Raw genomic sequence first — 21,188 nt, forward strand, 5'->3', positions numbered from 1 at the left:
GGCTACCACTCCTCAATCTGGTCGAACGGTTTGGCGGGTGGCAAGTTGTCTGCCTGCGGGTCGGCAATATCCGTATCCGGCGGAACGGGCTTGTCCGGCCGAGCTGATGTCTTGAGGTGCTGGCGGCGATCCGCGTCACGCCGCGCCTTGCGTGTGGCCTTCTGCGCGCTGGTCACAATCTCACGCATCTGGCCGATCATGCGGAACAGCGCCGACTCATCCACCTGTTCGCGCCCTTGCTGCCGCAGTTTCGCCAGCGCCTGCCGTTGTTCCCAGAGGGTGACAGCCGGATGCGACAAGGTACGGTAGGGAATTTCCAGGTAATGCTGTCCCTCCGGTTCCAGGACCCAGATACGGCTGATGTCGCGCGGATCGCGCCGGATCAGAAAGGACGGCCAGCGTTCACGCCGCGCAATCCACGGCTTGAGCGCATCGGCGTAGTAGTGGATGTGGTCGATGACAAAGCCGGTGCGGGTCAGCGTGCGCCGGAGGATCGGCAGAAAATCGACCAGGAACGAAGTAGCGCGTGTGACGACGGCCGGTACGCCGACACGCGCCACGGCCTCGGCCCAGCGCGCGGCCGGCGGTTGGAGCAGGCCGTTGTGCACCGAACCGTGGTAGGTGCCGACCGCCAATGTGAGCCAGCGCTCTAGCTCGCGCAGCGTCAGGGCGGCCTTGTTTTCGGAATCGTAGTCGCCGCGCTGGTCAGGGTTGGAGAAGGTCGTTCCCGGCAGTTCGTCGTGAATCATCTGCATCGCCGTGCCGATGATCCGTTCCACGATGCCGCCATAGTGCGGCTGTCCCAGCGGGCGATAGTCCAGCCGGATGCCATGCTGCTCGCAACCCCGGCGCAGGGCCTCGCTCTTGAACTCGGCCGCGTTGTCTAGGTAGAGCAGCAAGGGCTTGCCGCTCATCTGCCAATCCATTTCCACGTTCAGTCCTTCCAGCCAAGGGCGCTTGTCGCAGGCGACATGCACGAGGCACAGGCCAACCGAAACGGCAGACGGCGCTTCCAGCGTGACGACCATGCCGAGCACGCAGCGGGTGAACACGTCGATGGCGAGGGTCAGGTACGGGCGGCCAATAGGTTGCCGGTCGCGGTCATCGACCACGATCAGGTCGATGACCGTATGGTCTATCTGCACCTGCTCCAGCGGCGCGGTCACGGCAGGAGGCTCGCCGCCCACACCTTGTAGGTCACGAGCGGCATCCTGGCCTTCCCGCCGGCGGATGACCTTGCGCGGGTCAAGGCTAGCGATCCGTAAGGCCACGGTATTGCGCGCCGGCACTCGCAGTTTTTGAGCCTTGCACACCTGAGTGACTTCGCGGTGAAAGGCCGCTAGGCTGCGCTTCTGCTTGGTCAGGAACCGCTTTTGCAGTAGCTCGTGGATGACGCGCTCGACCGGTTCCGGCAAGCGCCCCTTACCTTTACCTCCACCGGACTGGCCGGGCACCAGATCCGTCACGAGGCCGCTGCCTTGCCGGGCACGCCGGATCAGAACGTATACTTGGCGCCGAGACAAGCCCAGCGCCTGAGCCGCCATATCGGCCGCTTCGTGCCCGACCGTCTCCGACTGCGCCAACGGACTGATGATCTCCGCACGACGGCGCGCACGCTCCCAAGCCTCATCAGGCAGAGTGGCCACGCCTTGTTCTGGAATCCGTGGGGTGTCCGTCGCCATGCTCACCTCGCTTTGGTGCACACGAGTATTGAGCATAGTCGAGATTGGTGCAGATCACTTCTGATATTGAACTGTCAGGAGCTGGCTGCACAACAGCCATTACGCCCAATCAACTGGTGCAGTCGTCTTCTGAAAATGACATCCAGGGCAGGGCGGCCGCCATCGTCAGACCTGGCGATGGTCGACGCCGGCGCGCATCGTCGGATGTGGCGATGCGAGCTCGAGGTCGGTGGCCACCGCCGGCGACCTGGTGCCATCGTCGGCAATGGCGATGCTGCAGCTCGACGTGCGCGGCCTGGTCGTCTCGGCATCGTCGGATGCGGCGATGCTCGAGCGAGGCGAAAAAAAACCGCCTCGGGGTGTCCGAGGCGGCAAGTCTGCATGCGGTTCAGGGAGGAAGAAACCGCGCCGGCGATCAGGGAGGAAAACCGCGCGGCCTGATGTGCAGCTCGGCCACTTTAGCCGGATTTTTCGACTTATCCGATGCGAGCGGCCCGCCGTGGGCGCTGCTCGATCTGCTGTTGCTTTTTCTCGACGTGCTTCTGCTCCTGGTGCTGCTGCTCGTCGCGCTGCACCTGGCTGATGGCCGCGCCGATCTGCCGCTTCACGCCCTCGATGCCCAGCTCGCTCTTGTGCGCCAAGTCGTTGAAGTCGGTGTGCTGCTTCATCGTGGACAGCGCCGCGATCTGCGCGCCGCTCAACATCGACGCCTTGAGCTTGGCCGCCTCGTCGCCGGCCAGCTCGACCTTGCCGGCGGCGGCGTCGGCAAGGCGCTGCTCGGCGCGCAGGTGGGTCTTGAAGCTGTCGGGCGTGATGGCGGGCAAGTCGCGCGGGTAGGTGTTCTCGGCCGGCGCGAAGATCGGGAAGATCGCCTTGCCGCCCACGGCCTGGGCGGCCGCCTCGGCCTTCTCCCGGCCGGGGTTGTTGCCGTGGGTCATGACCAGGTGCCGGTCGTCGTCGCCGGCGATGATGACCGGCTTGTCCGGGAACTTGGCGTGCAGCGCCTTCGCCACGGCCTCAAGGTTGCCGCTGTCGAAGGCGGCGACCGTGGCGTGGCCCACGGCCTCGGCCACCTGGGCCGCCGTGGCGTAGCCCTCCGAGATCACCAGCGCCGGCGCGGCCGCCAGGGCGTCCATGCCGCCGACCGGGTGGAAGCATCCTTCCTTCTTCGAGTCCTTGGCGAACCGCTTAGTGCCGTCCTCCTGGATGTATTGCATCGTCCATTGCTTGCCCTCTGCGTCGAAGGCCGGGATGTAGGTCTTCTGGCCTTCGCGGTCGGTCATCACGCCGGCCTGCGCCTGGATGCCTTTGGCTTGCAGGTAGGGCGTCGGCTGCTCGATGGGCACGAGGTCGGCCATCTGCCGACCGACGCGCTGCGCGGTGGCCTCCTGGGCCTTGTCCTGCTCGACGGCTCGCTGTGCCAGCTTCTCGGCCGCCTCGGCCTGGAGCTTGGCCTTCTCCTGGTCGCTCAAGGCGTAGCCCTTGCTCTTCCAGGTAATGTCCGTGCCGGTCTTGTTGTTGATGATCCGCCCGGCCGGGTGCCCGTCCAGGTGGCCCACGTAGAAGCCATCGAGCGCGCCCTTCTTGCCGCCCTCGACCGGCACGCGGTGCCGCTTGCCATCCATGATCGGGTGATCGCCCTGGGCGTTGCTGCCGGTGAACAGGCCGGCGCTGCGCATGGCCTCGGCGAACTCTTCCCTTGGCGTCATCGCTGGCCCTTGCTGGGCCTGCACGTTCTCGGGCTTCCAGCGTTCGAGCTTCGCCGCGTCGGCGCGCGGGCCGACATACCAGGACTTCGCGGCCTTGTCCCAAAGCGCGCCGGCGGCCTTGGCCGCGTTGCGCTGCTCGTAGGGCACGGCCAGGTACTGGCGGGCCTGCTGGGCCTGCTGCGCGGGCTTCTGCGCCTCGCCCTGGGCTTCGGGTGCCGGCTGGGCCGAACGCGGCTCTACGGCCGCTGTAGCGGCTCCCTGCGCCCATTTGGCGAAGGGAGCGGCATCGGTGCCCGGCGGCACGTACCAGGACTGTTGCTGCCGATCCCAACGCGCCCCGAGGCTCTTGGCCTCGTCCTTCTCCTTGTACGGCACGTTGATGTACTGCCGTTCGGGCTTCTCGGCCTGCGGCTGCGCCTGCTGCCGCTCGCGTTCCTGGCGCTCCAGCTCGGCCGCGCGGCGCTGCGCGTCGCTGTCGTTGAGCATGGCCGACGCCTCGGCGGTCTTGCGTGCCTCTTTAGCGGCTGAAATGTCCTCTTCGGTCGCGTTGGGGTCGCGCCGTACACGCTCTTCCTGCACGCGGGCCAGCTTGGCGGCGCGCTCGTGCTGGTTGTCGGTGCCCAGCGCATCGACCAGGTGCAGGCGCTCGGCCAGAGCCTCGGCCTGGCCCTCGGTGCGGGTGCCGGCGACGAAGGCAAAGGCGTCCTCGCCGAACTGCGCATCGGCCTTGCGCGCGTAGACCTGGAACGCCTGCGGCTCGATGCCGGCCTGGGCGGCATCGACGGTCTGGCCGTCCTGCTCGGCCACGCCGACGATGCGCAGCTCTCCGCTCCAGTCGGGCGGCAGCTCAACGCCAAGGTGTTGACGGGTCGCGTCGGCGAACGCCTGGCCGTCGATCTCGCCGGCGGCGAGCTGCCGGCGCGCGGCGGCGGCCTGCTCGATGCCCTGCACCGCGTCGGCAGGATGGGCGGCCAGCAGGGCGGCCGCCTGGTCGTTGGTCGGTGGGGTCATGTTCGCCTCCTGGTCTGCGACGGCCGCTTGCTGCTGGGTCAGCGCCGGCAGGGCCATCAACTGGTCGGGCGCGTAGTTGTTCAGCTCGTCCAGGCTGCGAACCTGGTGGGGTTCACCGTCCTGGTCGTGGAACGCAAAGATGCGCTGGCCGTCGCTCCACCTGGCTTCGGCGTCGATGCTCGACACGATCTGTTCGCCGTGCTGCTGGAGCTGCTGCGCGAGGTGGAGCTGTTCGGCCATGTTGGCGAACTCTTGCGCCAAGCCCTTGCGCTCCAGGTAGGCGTTGTCGGTGTCGGTGTGGCTCGGGTCGATGCCGAACACCGGCGACAGCCGGTCATGCGCGACCGCGTAGAACTGCTCGGGATCGGTGCCGGTGATGCTGCCCACGGTTTCGAGGCCACGGCTGCGCAAGGCGTCTTCCAGGGTGTCGCCCTGGAATGCCTGGTAGTGGCTGAAAGACACGTCCGGGTTGTCCAGGACTTCGGCAATGTCCACGGCCAGGGCCTGGGCCACGGCTTCGTCCTGGGCCTGGCTCTGCTGCTGGTCTTGCTCCTGAACCTGCTTCTGCTCGAAGGCCAGCACGTAGTCGTGAATCTTCTCGGCATCGGCGGCCGCGCGGAACACCTCCAGCGGCTCGTCTTGCAGCGCCTTGATCCACGAACCCACATAGGCGGCGTGCTGGCCCGGATCGTGGCCGATGCCCAGCTCGTCGCCGACGATCATGGAAGCGATCTCGGCGCGCAGCTCTTCCTTGGCGTACCCCTCGCTCCCGAACGGGTGCGCCAGGTCGCGGTCAAGGCGCGAAGCGTGGCCCGTCCAGTGGCCCAGCTCGTGCAGCGCGGTCGCGTAGTAGCGGTCGGAGCTGGGGAACTGGCCGCGCTCCGGCAGGGTGATGCTGTCGGTCGAAGGGCGGTAGAACGCCCGATCACCGGCGGCGTGGGTGATCGTCGCGCCCGAGGCTTTCAGGATGTGCTCGGCGCGCTCGACGGCGTTCCAAGTCTGTTCCTTCTTCGGCTGGAGCGGCGGCAGGCCGTCGATCTGCTCGCCGTTGAACACGGTCGCAAAGAACACGCGCGGCCGCTCCAGCATGACGGTTTCCTTGACCGGCTGGCCCTTCGCATCGAGGACGGGCCGGCCGCTGTCGTCCAGCTTGTCTTGCTCTTCGCTGAACTTCCAGTATTGAACCGGCGTGCCTTTCTCGCCCTTGCGAACCTGCGCGCCCACGGCGGCGGCCTGCTTGTAGGTCATCCAGCGCGCATCGCTGCGGCCCTGGGCCATCAGGTGGATGGCGTTGATCCCTTTGTACCGCTTGCCGGTGGTCGGGTTCATCGGCAGGTAGGCGTTGGGTTCGCCCGGCTCCCACGGCTTTTGCCACGGTGCGGTGCCGGCCTTGAGCTGCTCGATCAGCTTTTCGGCCACGACTTCGTGAAACGGCTTCTTCGGCTCCATGTTCTCGTCCCTTCGGAATAGCTCGTTGAACTGAGGGAAGTTCTGCTGTGTCCGGGAACGGTCGCGCAGGCCCTGGGCGACCATGCACACGATGTTGTGCAGGTCGTCGGCCTGCATGGGCCGCACGCGGGCGATGCAGGTTTCCGTGAATGACTGTTGGCCGCGCTGCTGCACCTGGTCGGCGACCTGGTGCTGGCTCGGCTCGATGCCCTCGCAGTGCAGGGCAAACACTTCCTCGGCGCGCACGTCCAGGGACTGGCCGGCATAGCGCCGGTTCACGTCATCCCATAGCGGCTTGAGGGTGGGTTCGTTGCGGGCGGCCGCCAGGCCGTCCAGCAAGGCGCGCTTCTCGCCCGGCGCGAAGGTGTTGGCCCCGTAGTGGCCTAGCACCTCGTGCCGCAGCGTCATCAGTAGGTCGCTGGCGCTCTCGACGTTCTGCAAGGGCACGTCCACGCGGCCACGGTAGGCGCGGCCGGCGTGCAGCGTCTCCTTGGGCACGTAGCCGCCCTTCATGTCGGCCGGCACCTCGGCCGCTCGCGGCCCGTACAGCTCGGCCGCGTCCTCGCGGAACTTGTAGGCCAGCTCCAGCGCGCCGGGGTAGTCGCGGACGAAAGCCCGCGTCACCCCTTGCGCCTCGGCTTTCGTGATCGGCATGGGTCAGCCCTCCGACGCCTTGCGCGCGGCGGCCTGGGCAACCGTCTCGCCGGGCCGCAGGTCGTACAGCTCGCGGGCGTTCGTGGTGGTGATGAACGGCGGGATGTCGGCGCTCGGGCCTTCGTCGTCCAGGAATGCCGGCTCCAGCGCGCCATCGACTTCCACCAGGTCGTCGCCGCTCGCGGCGGCGTCCTGCTCGGACAGCGCGTCCTCCACGAACGCGCCCACGCGCTCGGCTTCGTCGGGGTCGAACTCGACCTGGAAGCCGGGCGTCAGCGCGTCGGCCATCTTCTCGCGCACGGCCTCGCGGCCGGCGGCGTCGTCGTCAACCGGCGGCAGGACGGCCAGCGGCTCGTCGTGGGCGGCGGTGTTGGTGGTGGTTTGCTCGTTCATGGTCGATCTCCTTCGCTGTGGTCATTCGGATGCCTGGCCGTTGCGGCCCTTGCTGTAGTCGGGCCGACCCTTGAGGTCGGGGTAGGTCTGCTTGCATGTGGGGAAGTTGCTGCAACCCCACCAGAATTGCCCCTTCTTCTTGCTCGGCCGGCGCGACAAGCCGCTGCCGCAGGCCATGCACTTGTGAAGGGATGACACCGGCGCGGCTTCCTTGCCGCCGGCGATGGTCACGGCTCCGCTGTTGGCCTTCGCCACCTGGTCGCGGATGAACGTCTCTTGCTTCGTGATGAAGGCGTCCAGGGCGGCCGTGCCCTGCTCGACGCCTTTCAGCATCCGCTCGTAGAGCGCGGTCAGCACCGGGCTTTTCACAACCTCGGGCAGCGCGTCGATGACGCTGCGGCCGAGGGTCGTGCTGATGATCTGCTTGCCTTTGACGGCCAGGAACTCGCGCCGCTTCAACTCGGAAATGATCGACGCGCGGGTGGCCGACGTGCCGATGCCGTCGCCCTCGCGCAGCATCTTCTTGTGCTCGGCATCGCTGACGAACTTGTGGATGTTCTCCATCGCGCGGATCAGCGTGCCCTCGGTAAAGCGCGCTGGCGGCTTCGTCTTGGCGTCCTTGCGGGTGGCGTCCGTGCAGGTCACGGCGTCGCCCTGGGCCATCGACGGCAGGGCCTGCGTGCCGCTGTCGTCGTCCTCGTCCTTCTCGCCTTCCTCGTCGGCCTGGCTGTACACGTCACGCCAGCCGTTGCGCGTGACTACCTTGCCGCTCGCGGCGAAGTTCTCGCCCGCGATCTCGACGCCCACGGTGGTCTGCATGTACTCGTGCAGCGGGTAGAACTGCGCCAGGTAGGCGCGCACGATCAGGTCGTAGATGTTGCGCTCGCGCTCGCTGAGGGCGGCCTTGCTGCCCTTCTGCATGGTCGGCACGATGCCGTGGTGCGCGGTGATCTTCGAGTCGTCCCACGTCTTGGACTTGATACGCGGATCGGCACCATCGACCAGGCCGGCCAGTTCGGGGTTGACGTGCTTGATCGCCTCCAGCACGCGCGGCGCGTCGGCGTGCTGCGACTCCGGCAGGTAGGCGCAGTCGGTGCGCGGGTACGAGGTCAGCTTGTGCGTCTCGTAGAGCGCCTGGCAGGTGTTCAGCACGTCCTCGGCGCTGTAGCCGAACTTGGCCGAGGCCAGTGCCGTAATGTCGGACAGGGCGAAGGCCAGCGGCTGGTTCTGCTTCTTGGCCTCCTGTTTGTACGCGGCGATGGTGCCCGGCTGGCCCTTGACGGCGGCCACCAGGGCGTCGGCGACGGCGGTATCGACAAGGCGGCCTTCGCTGTCCAGGCCGGCTTGATCCTCCTTCGCCTTCCATGCGGCGGCGAAGCTGCCGCCGGCGTGCTGCACCACCGCCCGGATGGTGTGGTACGGCACGGCCTTGAATGCCTCGATCTCGCGGTCGCGGGCGACCACGAGGGCCAGCGTCGGCGTCTGCACGCGGCCCACGGTCAGCAGGGCGCGCGAGCCGCCGCGCTGCGCGCGCAGCGTGTACGCGCGGCTGAGGTTCATGCCGATCAGCCAGTCGGCGCGCTGCCGCCCGCGTGCAGCGTCGGCCCAGCCTGCATAGGTGGTGTTCTCCTTCAACGCGGCCAGGCCGCGCTTGACGGAAACGGAGTCCTGCGCGCTCACCCAAAAGCGGCGCACCGGCTTGCTGTTGCGGAAGTGCTCCAGCACTTCGTCAACCAGCAACTGGCCTTCGCGGTCGGGGTCGCCGGCGTTGACGATCTCCTTGGCCTCCTTGAGCAGCTTGCCGATCACGGCGAGCTGCTTCTTCGCGTCGTCCTTGGGCTTGAGAATCCAGCTCTCGGGGATGATGGGCAGCTCATCGACGCGCCAGACCTTCTTGCCGGACTGGCCGCGCGGCACGTCATCGGGCGTGTACTCGTCGGGGTCGGCCTGTTCGAGCATGTGCCCGAAGCACCAGGTCACTTTGTCGGTGCCGCACTCGATGAAGCCGTCGCCCTTGCCGGTCGCGCCCAGCTCGCCGGCGATGGCCTTGGCGACGGACGGCTTTTCTGCGATGAAAAGGCGCATGGTGTGTCTCCCTACCAGGTGATGACCGGACGGATCACGGTCTTGATTTGCGAACGATTGATCGGGCCGAAGTAGCGGCCGTCGAAGGATGTGGCGCTCACGTCCGACATAAGCAGCACCTCGGAATTGCCGAGCGTGTAGCTGTTGGACTGATAGCGCGGCAGCGGCCGACCGGCCTTGTCGGCCTTGATCGGCGCGCTGAGGGGCAGCAGCTCGCCGTTGACGCGCACGCCGTCATCGGCGACGGCGACGGCATCGTCTTTAGCGGCTAAAACGCGCTTCATCATGTAGCCGTAGCCGCCCTGGCAGAAGCCGGCCCCGATGTAGCCCCTCTCCTTGGCGTCATCGAACACGCCGAGCTGCGGCGGGCAGAAGAGGACGTAGGCCCCCTTCTCCACCGGCGCGCTGCTCGTCCAGTACAGGCCGACCGGAATGCTCTTGGTGGTGTTCACGCGGGCACCGGCGGCATAGCCGCCGGCGGCCAGCAGCAGGGCGGCCACGCCCGCGATGACGACGCCTGCCGCGATACGTTTCAGGATGCGGCTCATATCGTGATGCCCTCCCCTTCCGTCTCGGCCTGTGCGACGGCGCGCAGGCGGTCGCTGACCTTGGGCGCAGGGATCGCGGCGCGTGCCGAGAACACTGGGTCTTTGAAGTACAGGGGTTGCTTGCCGTAGATCGCCGGGTAGCCCGCGACGTAGATCACCATGTCGCCGGCTTCTTCGATCTCGCCCTGGGCGTTCTTCTTTGGCCCCGGCATGCGCAGGCATTCGTCGGGCGTCAGCAAGGGCCGCTGCACTTCCTGGTAAGTGCGCGACACCTGGCCCAGCATCGCCGCCGTGCGGCGGCCGCTGGTCGTGATCTGCTCCTTCACCACGGTGGTCTGCCCGGTGAGGCGGGACAGGTGTTCGGCCGTCTCGACGCGGTTGGGCGGGTAGGCGTTCTGCACGTGGCAGTTCGACGTGATGCTTTCGTCGTGGCCGTAGCCCGTCTCGCGGCTCTTGAGCTGGTTAATGTCCTGGCAGATGAGGTAGCACTTGATGCCGTAGCCGGCCACGAAGGCCAGCGACTCTTGCATGATCTCCAGCTTCCCGAGGCTCGGGAACTCGTCCAGCATCATCAAGAGCCGGTGCTTGTAGTGCGCCACCGGCCGGCCGCCCTCGAAGTCCATCTTGTCGGCCAGCAGGCGCACGATCATGTTCACCATGACGCGCACCAGCGGCCGCAGGCGGGCCTTATCGTTGGGCTGGGTGACGATGTAGAGGCTTACCGGGTCGTCCTCGTGCATCAACTGCTTGATGCGGAAGTCCGACCGGCTGACGTTGCGGGCCACCACGGGGTCGCGGTACAGGGCCAGGTACGACTTGGCCGTGGACAGCACCGATCCGGCTTCTTCCTCGGGCCGATCCATCATGTCGCGGGCCGCCGAGCCGATGGCGTGATGGTTCTGGCCGTCTACGTGCCCGTAGGTCGCCATTTCCATCCAAAGCTCGCCAATGTCCCGGTTCGGGTCGGCCAGCATCGCATCGACGGACGGCAGCGTGGCGGTGCCGCCATCGTCCTTGGCCTTGTACAGCGCGTGCAGGATCACGCCGACCAGGAGCGCGAAGGCGGTCTTCTGCCAGTGCGAGTCCAGGCCCTTGCCGTCCGGGTCAACGATCAGCGTGGCAAGGTTCTGCACGTCACCCACCTCGTATTCGGTGCCGAGGCGGATTTCGTCCAGCGGATTCCAGCAGACGCCGCCCGAGGTGCTGGCCGGCTCGAAGCGCAGCACCTTGTTCTTGGCGTGCTTCTGCCGCCAGCCGGCGGTCAAGGCCCACAACTCGCCCTTCAAGTCGGTGATGACGCTGCTCGCGCCCCACGACAGCAGCGTGGGCACCACCAGGCCGACGCCCTTGCCCGAGCGCGTGGGCGCGTAGGTCAGCACGTGCTCGGGGCCGCTGTGCCGCAGGTAGAAGAAATTGCCGTCCTTGTCCTGCCAGCCGCCCACGTACACGCCGGTAGCCGTGGGTGCGGCCTTGCCGGTGACGATCTCCAGGACGTTGCGCTCGCGTGGCAGCAGGCCGGCCGCCTGAATGTCCTTCTTCTCGGCCCAGCGGGCCGAGCCGTGCAGGTACTCGTTCGCCTTCGAGCTGTTGGACGTGACGACCTTCGCCACGGCCACGCCCAGCAGGCCCACGGTCGAAACCAGCATCCCCATGCTGCCGGCCTTCATGATCTCGTCCGGGTACTGGCTGTACCACTTGTACGTCCAGTGCAGGATCGACCAGGGCGCGTACACGTGGCCCACGTTGGGGCCGAGGGTCGCGTGATAGGCGAACGTGTGGGCGAAGAACTGCGTCGCGGCCTGGAGGCCGCCGACCATCGAGGCCGCGCCCAGCACCGGCAGCAGCTTGCTCGGCTTCGGTTTGGCGGTTCGGACTTGCGGCCCTACCGCGTTGTTCATCTTGATCTTCATCTACTCCTTCCTTTCGACGTTTTGATGGAGCCTTTCGCGGTGATCGAGACGGCATCGCCGACCGCGATGCGCGTCAAGCGCCGGGCCGTGGCCTGGTCGATGGGCATAACCATGACCTCATCACCTCGTTTCAAGAGGGCCAGCGCCTGGCCCTCGATAGTCCTGGTGCCCTGGAACGTGAGCGCACCATCACCGGCAGTATATCGGGAATGCTTCGGTATATCGAAACCTTTTAGGCGCTTTGCCTCGCGTTCGGCGATGTACTTGTCGGCGGCGGCGACGCCCGGCGGCGTCTGGCCTACTCCTGTTCCTGGCCGAGAAATTCCCCGTCGCAGTGCGTGATCTGGTTGGGTTCCTTGCTGCTCCACGTGACGAGGAACATCACGCGGCAATAGCACTTCACTTCCGCCGGCGATGCGAACCACACCGAGTTCGGACAGTGCTCGCAAACGGTGCTGGCTTTGGGGCGGCGGTTTTCTTCCAAGGCGTCCAACGTCGGGCTTCCGGTGGACGGTGGCGGCGTGAAGGCCGGCGTCGGCGCGGTCGCCTCGGCCGGCGGCTGGCCGGCCGTCGCCTGCTCGGGCGACGGCTGCGGCTCCGGTAGCGTGCTGGTCGGCAGCGGGCCGCTGTCCAGGGCCGCCAGCGCCGCGTCCAGTTCGTCCTCGATGCTCTGGTCTTTCGGTTCGCTCATGGGTGTTCTCCTTGTTCAAAAGCGCCTGCCGCCGGCTCTCAAGAGCCGGATCGGTGAAGGTGATGGGTAGCTGGGAATCGACGGCGGCGCGGATCATCTGCGCCTTGAACTCCACCGTGCCGTTGACGGTGATGCGGTTGCCGTAGCGTTGCATCGCCAGGCGCAGGGCTTCTTGCAGCCCTTCGCGCGTGGCCTCGCGGGAGACTTGCAGGCGGTCACCGTCATCGCGCACGGCGCTCATGCCGGCGCGGAAGATGATCGTCCCCTTCTTCGTGATGTTGTCCACCGCCGGCGCGTGGCCGGGCTTCGCCTGGCCCTCGCCCCGGATGGTGTTGCCCTTGAGGCCCTGGGCCGCCTCGCGGGCGCGCAGGGCGGCCAGGGCGTCGGCGCCGCCGTGCTGCGCCTCCTTCTTGAGCCAGTCGGCCCACGTGCGCCGGCTGTGCTCGGCGTAGAGGGCCGTGCGCTCCTGCTGGAACTGCTTGTTGATCGCCTGGAGTTCGCTGCGCAGGGCCTTGCTCGCCTGGGCGTACAGCAGCTTCTTGTTCGCGCGGCCCTCGCCGACCACCTTAATCGTGGCGCGGCGCAGGCGGTTCGACCTCTTGGCCGCCTCGATCAGCCGATCCTTGCGATGCCGGGCGCGCTCCAGGGCCTGGGCGCGCGCCGTGGTCAAGCTCTGCTGCTCGGCCTTGTACTTCGCGTACAGCTCCACGGTGTTGACGCGAAGGCGGATGGGGTCTTTGCGGTACTGCCGCTTCGCGGTGGTTTGCGCCTGCCGTTCGGGCGAAGCCTCGAACGGGCCAAGCCGCGCCTCCAGGCTCGGCTTGGAAAGGTCGCGGGCTACTGTGCTCGCCTTCACCATCGTTCCGTCGCCGGCCTCGAACACGAGGCCATTGGCGCGGACGCGCAGCTCCATTCCGTTGTCCCGCATGACCTGGTGCAGTTCCTGCCAGGACTGCGCGCCCTTGATCTCGTCCAGGCACTCGCGCTTGATCCAGCCGACCAGGCTTTCAACGCCGGCATGCCGCTCCATGTCGGCGGCCCGGCCCTCCGCGCCGCGCTTGCGCGGCTCGTGGTTGTCGCGCTCCAGGCCGTAGTCGCGCTCCAGGGCCGTGCAGAGTTCCGCCAGCGCCCGGTGCGGGTAGTACGGCTCGTGCATCGTGTGCCGCGTCGGGTGAATCTTGTTGATGGCGATGTGGATGTGCAGGTTGTCGGTGTCGTTGTGGACGGCACTGATTCGCTGATGCTCGCCATAACCCAGCCCGACGCAGATGCGTTCCTCAATCGCGCGCAAGGTGTCGGCGCTGGGCTGCTCGCCGGCCCGGAAGCTGACGATCAGGTGGTAGGTCTTGTCGCCCTTCGCGCGGGTGTTCGTGTGCTGGGTCGCCAGCACCTCCGTGATGGCGTCCTGGATGGAACCGGCTTCGCAGTTCGTCGCCTGCACGTGGCCCAGCCGGTGGTCTTTGCTTTGGGCGTCGGTGATGTAGTTCGCCAGGCCCGCGAAGTCGCTCTTGCCAAGCGAGCGCATCGGCACGTGCTTGGCGATCATGGCCGCCCCTCCGGCTTTTTAGCCGCTAAAGAAGTCAAGGCTCGGCCCTCGGCTGAACCACGGCCTTCATGATCCGGCTCATTTCGTCCTGGGTGGCCTCGATCCGGCCCAGCAGGGCCAGGATGGTCGCCTCGCCGAACTGGAGCGTTCGCACGTCATCGGTCAGCCAGAGCTTGAGCAGGCCGCCAAGGCGGCCAAGGTCGCCGTTGACGCGCACCAGCTCGCGCACGTGCTGGTAGTCCATGACGCCCTTGATCTGGTAGCCCTGGCCCACGTCGCGCAGATAGCGCGCCACGCTGACGCCCGCCCTCTTGGCGTTCGCCTCGATCTCGTCTTTCTCTTCGGGGAACACCGGCACCCGCAGGTGCTGCCGCCGCCGGCGGCCGTGTTCCTTTTCGTCGTTCTCCATGCCTCGCCTCGTCTCTCATGCCGGCGGTAGCCGGCTGCCTCGCAGAGCAGGATGACCCGTTGAGCGCCCCCGGCGCGAATAAGGGACAGTGAAGATAGATAACCGGCTCGCCGGTTAGCTAACTTCACACATCCTGCCCGCCTTACGGCGTTAATAACACCAAGGAAAGTCTACACCAGCCATTACGATTTATCCGCAACTATCGCGCTATCAGGCCGCAAAAGCAGCAACGGATATAGCGAAAACCGCCACAATGGCCCATAATGCCGCTATCGAAGCGTGCCAATGCACGCCGATAGCGGACTTTTTGCGTTTCCGTAGCGCCGCTTAGTAGCGTTACATTTGCGATGAGAGGATTAGATGGACGAACACGATGCCAAAGACCTACCCCGAAGAGCTGGCTGAATGGGTGAAGGGACGGGAAGCCAAGAAGCCGCGCCAGGACAAGCACGTGGTCGCGTTCCTGGCCGTCAAGAGCGACGTTCAAGCGGCGCTCGATGCGGGCTATGCGATGAAAACGATCTGGGAGCACATGAAGGAAACCGGCCGGCTGCGCTGTCGGTACGAAACCTTCACCCAGCACGTGAAGCGGTACATCAAGGCCGCGCCGGTAGCTTCCCCGCCGCCTCCCGCCACTCCCCCGGACAGCCAGCCCAAGGGCGCGAAGCCCGAGCCGAAGGCCGCCCCGCCGGCCTCGGAATCCAAGAGTGAGCCGCCCAAGATCGGCGGCTTCACGTTTGATGCGACTCCAAAGAAAGAGGATTTACTGTAATGGCGAAAATTCACATGGTTCTGCAAGGCAAGGGCGGCGTCGGCAAGTCGATGATCGCGGCCACCATCGCGCAGTACAAAGCCGGCAAGGGACAGAAGCCGCTTTGCATCGACACCGATCCGGTGAACGCGACGTTCGAGGGCTACAAAGCCCTCAACGTGCGCCGGCTCAACATCATGGACGGCGACGAGATCAACACCCGGAATTTCGACGCCCTGGTCGAGATGATCGCGTCGGCCGAGGGCGACGTCATCATCGACAACGGGGCCAGCTCGTTCGTGCCGCTGTCGCACTACCTCATCAGCAACCAGGTGCCGGCGCTGCTCCAGGACATGGGCCACGAACTCGTGGTGCATACGGTCGTCACCGGCGGCCAGGCCCTGGTGGACACGGTGAGCGGCTTCGCCCAGCTCGCCAGCCAGTTCCCGGCCGAATGCCTGTTCGTGGTCTGGCTGAACCCGTATTGGGGGCCAATCGAGCACGAGGGCAAGGGGTTCGAGCAGTTGAAGGCGTACACGACCAACAAGGGCCGTGTGTCCGCCATCATCCAGATTCCGGCGCTGAAAGAGGAAACCTACGGCCGCGACTTCGCCGAAATGCTCCAGGATCGGCGCACCTTCGATGAGGCCCTGGCCGATTCGGCGCTCACGATCATGACGCGGCAGCGGCTCAAGATCGTGAAAACCCAGCTCTTCGCCCAGCTCGAAAACGCGGCGGTGCTCTGATGGCGGCCGACGACAAGATCGAGGAGCTGATACGGGAGATCGCGGCCAAGCACGGCATCGCCGTGGGCCGCGACGATCCGATCTTGATCCTCCAGACCATCAACATGAAGCTGATGCAGGACAGCGCATCGGCCCAGCAGGAAATCTTGGACGCCTTCAAGTCGGAACTGGAGTCCATCGCCCACCGATGGGGTGATGACGCCAAGGGAAAGGCGGAAAGGACGCTCAACGCGGCGTTGGCGGCCAGCAAGGACGCCATGACGCGGGGAATGCAGGAGGGCGCGAAGGCGGCCGCCGAGGCCGTGCGGCGTGAGGTTGAGGCGGTGACGGCGCAGCTCGTCGCGCCGATCCGCGAGGCGCGGCGCGTCGCCATGATGAACATGGTCGCGGCCGGCATGGCGGTCGTGGCCGCCGGCCTGGCCCTGTGGGCCTCGCTGTAGATGGCGATGCGGGATCTCATCGTCAGAACTGGCGATGGTCGACCGCGCCGGCGGCATCGCCAGGTTCGGCGATGCTGGCCAGCTCCCGGCATCGTCGCTTGTGACGATGCTGCAGGATGATTCCACCAGGCCCTCGGCGGGCCTCCCTCGCCAGAAATGGCGATGCTCGAGAAAAAAGCCCGGCGACCGCCGGGCTTCGTTTTTATGCGGGCCTGGCTGACAGGCCCAAGGACTGCGATCTCCCTGGCCGCTCCTGGGCCTGGGATTGCTTGCGCTCCTGCTCCTGCTTGCGCATCAGCAGCTCATGCCGGCGGGCGGCCTCGCGCATGGCATCCCAATCGGAAGCCAGCTCGGGGTTCTCGGCGCGCATCTTGCGCGTCGCCAGCTCTTCGATCTTCGGCGAGTGCAGGCCCATGCCTTCCTTGATCTCGCGGACGGCCTCCAGGCGCGCGTGAAGCGTCTGCAAGCGGGCCTGCTGCTGCGCCTGCTGGTTCTGCCAGGCTCGCTTAGAGCCGGGCAAGGAAAGCCGGCCAGGCGCGGACGCCTGGGTCTGCTGCAAACGGGCCTGCTGCCGGTCGATCAGGTTTTCTAGCCTGTCCTCGATGTGCTCCACCTGGTCGTGCTTGGCCTGCACGTAGAGCGCCAGGGTTTCGGGGTAGGACTGCTCGACCGGGGCCGCCTCTAGGGTGGCCTGCTGCTCGATCTCGGCCGCCTGGGCGGCCTCCAGCAAGTCGGCTCCGGTGTCCTCGCGCGAAGCGCCGAAGGCGGCACCGCCGAGGGTGGCCGGCGCGCTGACGCGGGCCGGCTTGGTGGCGCGGCTCTCGGTGCCGCTGCCGGGGATGGTGAGTCGTTTCAAGGGCGTGCCTCCTTTTTAGCCGCTAAAGCTACATGGAGCGCCCCCGCGTCAGTTTCGGGGCCTCTGCGGCGACTGCCGCCTTGCCCTGGGCGTTGTAGCTGATGCTCTTTGCGCTCCCAATTTCAGGTACTTTATCGAAATCTGACCGAGCGTGCATGACAAAGTTCTTGCCGATCTGCTGGTACACGTTGGTGGCGTCGGCATGAACGATCACGCCGGCGTGGGTCTGCTTCTTGTCGGCCGCTTGGGCCGTGTACAGGTTGTAGATGCCGGGCTTCAACGCGCCCGCCTTGTCTACTTTCTGATTCGTCCAAGCGCCGTCCTTTTCGGCCTGAACGATGCGTTGACCGTTCATGACCAAGAGGCGTTCTTTCATCGGGCACTCCTATGGTTGCCGTAGTTCTCAAAAGGGTGATGGTGGCCCCATGCAAGCCGCGCTCCAACAAAAAAGCCGACCTCGGCAAAGAGAGGCCGGCTCTTCCCAGCGGCCGGGTTGTGCGTTTTGTCAGGGTTCCAGGGTAATTTTAAGGAAAACCAACCGATTTATCAGGTCTTTTTGCGTCCGCCGCTGGTCGGATCGGCCGCCCGGCCTTGCGCCATGACGGTTTCCAGGGCCTCCAGCCGGCCGCGAAGCCCGGCCGCTTCCTCGCGGGCCTGGGCAGCGTCGCGCTTCGCCTGGTCGCGCTCGCCCTGGGCGGCGGTCAGCCGCTCGGCCTGGCGGTGTGCCTCGGCCGCCATCGCCTTGCGCTGCTCCTGGTGGGCCTGCTCGGCCGCCTCGGCCTTGGCCTGCACCTTCACCAGCTCCGCGCGCACCTGGTCGCGCTCGGCGGCGGCCGCCTCGGTGGCCTTCCGCTGCTCGGCCTGAGCGGCGCGCGCCTGGTCGGTCGCCTGGTTCGCCCGCTCCAGGTCGGCACGCAGCTCGCCGGCGCGGCGCTCGATCTCGGCGGTACGGCTGTTCGCGGCCGCGAGGTCGGCCCGCAGGGCCTCCACCTGGTCGGCGCTGGCCGTGGCCCTCTCCTGGGCCTTGTCGCGCTCTGCGCGCGCCTGGCGGGCTTCCTGATGGGCGTGATCCAGCTCCGTGCGCAGCTCGCCGGCCCTGGCCTCGGCCGTGGCCGCGCGCTCGCTGGTCGCCGCGAGCTTGCCGCGCAGCTCGTCGGCCTCGCCCTTGGAGGCCGCCTCGACGGCCTCCAGGGCCGCGATGCGGGCCTTGGCCTCGTCCAGCTCGCCGGTGAGCTGGTCGGCCAGCTCTGCGGCTTCCTGGCGCGCTGCTTCCGTCTCCTGGCGCACGGCCTCCAGCGCCTCGCGCTCGGCGGCCAGGCGGTTGTTCGCCATTTCCAGCGCCACGGCCCACAAGTCGCCGCCCAGCTCGGCCAGCTTGTCAGTGATCGCCTGCGGTGCCGGCTCGCGGATCGGGGCGGCCTGGCTGGCCTTGCGTGCGCGCCACTCGTTCATCGCCTCGCTGATGGTGGTGAAGCTGCCGCTGCCGAGCTGCTTGCGCACGTTCGCCAGCGTGGGGTTCTGGCCGGCCGCGTCCAGTTCGTCGGCCACCGCAAATATCTGCTCCTTCGAGATCGCCATGTCGGGCCTCCTTTGGCCGGTTGTATGTTGTAGCGTGAAGCATACTACAACATACAACACTACGCAAGCGGTTTAGCTGAACTTTTTTTAGCGGCTAAAACGCGGGCAAAAAAAGCCCCGCTCGATGGCGGGGCGATGGGTGGGGGTCGGTGGTCGGCGATGCCCGGCGCTGGGCGTGTCAGCCCTCCAGCAGCGCGACAAGCTGCACGGTGCCAAGGTCGGCCTCGAACTCCTGGCCGTCATCCTCGTATTTGAGCCAGGCCCAGCCCTCGGCCGGGGGCCGGCGGTTGAGGATCAGCCGTGCCGGCCGGTCGTCGTGCTTGACCTGGATGATGGCCTTCTTGAGCTTGTCGGGGTCGGCCTCCTTCGGCTCCTTCTTCCCCTTGGCGTCATCATCCTGCGGCCCCTGCTCGCCGTCGCCGGCCTCGGCGTCGGTCTTGCCGGTCAGCGCATCGACGGTGTTGGGATCACGGTCGCCGTCCTCGTGACTGCGCTTGTCCTCCAGGAACTCGCGCAGCAGCTTCACCGAGCCGCGCGTCAGCTCCTGGCTGTCGTCGGCCAGCCAGGCGGCCACCTCGTCGGGGTTCTTCTTGTAGGCCGTCACCAGCTCGTTGATGACAGTCACGTCCTTGCCCCGGCCGCTATTGAACGCCTCGGCAATGGGTTCGGGCAAGTCCAGCAGCGTGACGTGCTGCGTGACGAAGGCCGGCGACTTGCCGATCTCCTTGGCGATCTCGCCCTTCTTCTTGCCCTTCGCCAGCTCGCGGCCGATGAAGTCGGCGATCTCACGCGCCGTCAGCTCGTTGCGTTGCAGGTTCTCGATAACCTGGTCGGCCTCGTTGTAGTCGTTGTCGATGAAGGCCGGGATCGTGGTCTTGTGCGCCCACTTCGAGCCGCGATAGCGCCGCGCGCCGTGGTTGATGAGGTAGCGCCCCGGTGCGTCCGGGTTCTCGCGCACGCTGATGGGCGACTTCACGCCGCGCGCTTTGATCGTCTCGCCGATCTCCGCGATGCTCTCCGGCGAGAAGCCGGGGTTGTCGGCCGTGCGCGGCTGGTGCGGGTCTTCGTCGATCAGGTCAAGCGGCAGCTCCTGCGGGCCTGCGCCGCCGGCGTTGGCCGCCGGCTGCTCGTTCAGCAGGCCGGCCAGGTCGCCCAGCCCGTCCAGGCCCAGCCCGGACGATTGCGGCTTGTCCTGCTCCTTCTTCTTGGCGTTGGTCTTGGCGCTCATTGCGCGATCTCCATCTTCGTGAACACGTAATCCGCCAGCGCACGCACCTCCTGGGTGGCCTTCCGCGCGGCGGTCTTCTTGATCTTCCACACCGGCATCTGCTCGCCCAGCGCCTCGGCGATGCTGTCACGCGCGCCGATGCTGAACGGCAAGATGAGCTGCGGGTATGCCTGCTGCAACGTCGCCAGGTTGTTGACGTGGCGCGGCTTCCGCGCGTCCACCTTGTTCGGCACCATGCCGAGGAAGCGCAGCTTGGGGTTCTGCTTGCGCAGGTTGCTGATGACCGCGACCATCTTCTTCATGCCCTGCAAGCTGTACGCCTCCATTTCGATGGGCGACAGCATGTAGTCGGCCGTCAGCACGGCCGCCGTCATGGCGACGCCAAGGGAGGGGGCCGTGTCGATCAGGCACACGTCGAAGAACTCGCCCAGCGCGGCCACACTGGCCCGCAGCGCGGCGGCCGCCTGGGAAAGCTCCATCTTGTCCAGGTTCGCCAGGTTGGCGTCTGCCGCGATCAGCGCCAGGCCGTCATCCTCCCGGTCAGCGAACCAGGCGCGCAGCTCGTCGCCGCCGGCGGTGAACATGCGACTGGCGGGATAGCCCGAGTCGTGGCCGGCCAGCGTCCAGCTCGCATTGCCCTGGGTGTCCAGGTCGATCACTGCAACCCGAAGGCCGCGCTCCTGGAAGTCGAACGCCAGGTGGCAGGTTGCGAACGTCTTGCCTTGACCGCCTTTCTGAATTGCCGTGACCAGTGTTTTCATGAGTTGGGTTCCTGTTTCCTCTTTCCCTTGGCGTCGGCTTCCCAACGCTTGACGATGAACGCTTGATGCTCCGGCAGTACCGCCGTCACCCGCTCGAAGCCCTGCGGGAGCACTTCCCCCGCCACTGCCCACACGCGGCTGACCGCTTGCGATACCGCCCCCTTGGTCAGCCCCAGCGAGGCCACAAACTCGGCCTGGGGCCTTCCATCGACCAGCACGCCGCGCGCTATGTCGATGGTCTGTTGCCCGATCTCCAGGCCCTTGATCGCCGCCTGGAATTGGGCTTCGGTTAGCCGTTTCTTCATGGAGAACACCCATATAAACTCCACACCCGGTTGTTGAACAAAAGGCGGTGCCAGCCGCCGACCATGTGCAGAAGTTTAGCTAAACTCGCCGCCCGCGTCAAGCGTTTTAGCGGCTAAAAATGGGCGCGTGATCTTCTTTCTTGGCGTTCAACCTGGCCGCGTCAGCGGCACTCATGAAGAACGTCATCAGCGGGCCGACCGTGCGGCTCGAACCGTTGGCAAAGCACACGTCGAACTGACCGCCGGCGGTGTGCGGATCGACGCCTTCCACCAGTCGCCAGGGGTCAAGGCCCCATTCCTCGGATTGCGCGCTGTACCAATAGGCCGGCGCATCGCCGTTCAAGTCGCTGGCCGCGTACTCGCGCACCAGGACGGCCACCCGGCCGGTGTTCGGCTCCACGAATCCCGGCGGGTAGGGTAGGGTCTGTTTTTTCAT

General features: G+C 66.6%; 18 protein-coding genes. 3 read left to right on the forward strand and 15 right to left on the reverse strand.

The window, feature by feature from the left end; translation table 11 throughout:
* Positions 1 to 2: 2 nt before the first annotated feature.
* The 8 genes from FK527_RS14735 to traJ all read right to left on the reverse strand — a co-directional run bounded on the left by FK527_RS14735 (position 3) and on the right by traJ (position 14,087).
* The gene (locus FK527_RS14735; RefSeq protein ID WP_000935451.1) at positions 3 to 1,718 is read right to left on the reverse strand and encodes a Mu transposase C-terminal domain-containing protein; all 1,716 of its coding nucleotides are present in this window, start codon (positions 1,716 to 1,718) and stop codon (positions 3 to 5) included.
* Between the two features lie 440 nt (positions 1,719 to 2,158).
* Complete coding sequence (locus tag FK527_RS14750) at positions 2,159 to 6,505, reverse strand: zincin-like metallopeptidase domain-containing protein (RefSeq protein ID WP_011117147.1); 4,347 nt, start codon at positions 6,503 to 6,505, stop codon at positions 2,159 to 2,161.
* A 3-nt stretch (positions 6,506 to 6,508) separates the two neighbouring features.
* Positions 6,509 to 6,898: a protein TraD gene (locus tag FK527_RS14755; RefSeq protein WP_006122510.1), complete on the reverse strand. Its 390-nt coding sequence runs from the start codon at positions 6,896 to 6,898 to the stop codon at positions 6,509 to 6,511.
* A gap of 21 nt (positions 6,899 to 6,919) precedes the next feature.
* Positions 6,920 to 8,983 carry a DNA topoisomerase III gene (locus tag FK527_RS14760; RefSeq protein ID WP_006122511.1) on the reverse strand — a complete coding sequence of 688 codons (2,064 nt, stop codon included), beginning with the start codon at positions 8,981 to 8,983 and terminating at the stop codon, positions 6,920 to 6,922.
* A gap of 11 nt (positions 8,984 to 8,994) precedes the next feature.
* On the reverse strand, positions 8,995 to 9,531 hold the full coding sequence (gene traF, locus FK527_RS14765; RefSeq protein ID WP_006122512.1) for a conjugative transfer signal peptidase TraF: 537 nt from the start codon (positions 9,529 to 9,531) through the stop codon (positions 8,995 to 8,997).
* Positions 9,528 to 11,441: a type IV secretory system conjugative DNA transfer family protein gene (locus FK527_RS14770; RefSeq protein ID WP_000694765.1), complete on the reverse strand. Its 1,914-nt coding sequence runs from the start codon at positions 11,439 to 11,441 to the stop codon at positions 9,528 to 9,530. The genes traF and FK527_RS14770 overlap by 4 nt, the downstream gene beginning before the upstream one ends.
* Entirely contained in the window at positions 11,438 to 13,678 is a 2,241-nt protein-coding gene (gene traI / locus FK527_RS14775; RefSeq protein WP_011114057.1) for a TraI/MobA(P) family conjugative relaxase, read from the reverse strand. The genes FK527_RS14770 and traI overlap by 4 nt, the downstream gene beginning before the upstream one ends.
* 34 nt (positions 13,679 to 13,712) lie before the next feature.
* Positions 13,713 to 14,087 carry a conjugal transfer transcriptional regulator TraJ gene (traJ, locus tag FK527_RS14780; RefSeq protein ID WP_000426567.1) on the reverse strand — a complete coding sequence of 125 codons (375 nt, stop codon included), beginning with the start codon at positions 14,085 to 14,087 and terminating at the stop codon, positions 13,713 to 13,715.
* Positions 14,088 to 14,460: 373 nt separating this feature from the next.
* Here traJ and FK527_RS14785 point away from each other — a divergent pair, with 373 nt between their 5' ends.
* The 3 genes from FK527_RS14785 to FK527_RS14795 are packed head-to-tail and all read left to right on the forward strand — an operon-like array spanning position 14,461 to position 16,024.
* Positions 14,461 to 14,859, forward strand: coding sequence for a TraK family protein (locus tag FK527_RS14785; protein ID WP_001127128.1), 399 nt, complete (start codon positions 14,461 to 14,463; stop codon positions 14,857 to 14,859).
* Entirely contained in the window at positions 14,859 to 15,584 is a 726-nt protein-coding gene (locus FK527_RS14790; protein WP_011114058.1) for a nucleotide-binding protein, read from the forward strand. Before FK527_RS14785 ends, FK527_RS14790 begins: the two co-directional genes overlap by 1 nt.
* Complete coding sequence (locus tag FK527_RS14795; RefSeq protein ID WP_000718516.1) at positions 15,584 to 16,024, forward strand: conjugal transfer protein TraM; 441 nt, start codon at positions 15,584 to 15,586, stop codon at positions 16,022 to 16,024. Before FK527_RS14790 ends, FK527_RS14795 begins: the two co-directional genes overlap by 1 nt.
* 202 nt (positions 16,025 to 16,226) lie before the next feature.
* Here the strand turns inward: FK527_RS14795 and kfrC are convergent, their stop codons facing one another.
* The 7 genes from kfrC to FK527_RS14830 form a co-directional block, all read right to left on the reverse strand.
* On the reverse strand, positions 16,227 to 16,880 hold the full coding sequence (gene kfrC, locus FK527_RS14800; RefSeq protein WP_000826922.1) for an IncP plasmid survival protein KfrC: 654 nt from the start codon (positions 16,878 to 16,880) through the stop codon (positions 16,227 to 16,229).
* A gap of 28 nt (positions 16,881 to 16,908) precedes the next feature.
* A complete protein-coding gene (gene kfrB / locus FK527_RS14805; protein ID WP_000664557.1) occupies positions 16,909 to 17,256 on the reverse strand; it encodes an IncP plasmid survival protein KfrB in 348 nt (115 codons plus the stop codon).
* Positions 17,257 to 17,426: 170 nt separating this feature from the next.
* Positions 17,427 to 18,458 (reverse strand): DNA-binding protein, encoded by a 1,032-nt coding sequence (locus FK527_RS14810; protein WP_144735302.1) that lies wholly within the window; start codon positions 18,456 to 18,458, stop codon positions 17,427 to 17,429.
* 178 nt (positions 18,459 to 18,636) lie between these two features.
* Positions 18,637 to 19,686: a transcriptional repressor gene korB gene (locus tag FK527_RS14815; RefSeq protein WP_011114060.1), complete on the reverse strand. Its 1,050-nt coding sequence runs from the start codon at positions 19,684 to 19,686 to the stop codon at positions 18,637 to 18,639.
* Complete coding sequence (locus FK527_RS14820; RefSeq protein ID WP_011114061.1) at positions 19,683 to 20,447, reverse strand: ParA family protein; 765 nt, start codon at positions 20,445 to 20,447, stop codon at positions 19,683 to 19,685. Before FK527_RS14820 ends, FK527_RS14815 begins: the two co-directional genes overlap by 4 nt.
* Positions 20,444 to 20,752, reverse strand: a complete 309-nt coding sequence (locus tag FK527_RS14825) for a transcriptional regulator KorA (protein ID WP_011114062.1) — start codon at positions 20,750 to 20,752, stop codon at positions 20,444 to 20,446. Before FK527_RS14825 ends, FK527_RS14820 begins: the two co-directional genes overlap by 4 nt.
* 106 nt (positions 20,753 to 20,858) lie before the next feature.
* Positions 20,859 to 21,188, reverse strand: coding sequence for a DUF2761 domain-containing protein (locus FK527_RS14830; protein WP_011114064.1), 330 nt, complete (start codon positions 21,186 to 21,188; stop codon positions 20,859 to 20,861).

The organism is Extensimonas perlucida (genome assembly GCF_007655255.1).
GTDB lineage: Bacteria > Pseudomonadota > Gammaproteobacteria > Burkholderiales > Burkholderiaceae_C > Extensimonas > Extensimonas perlucida.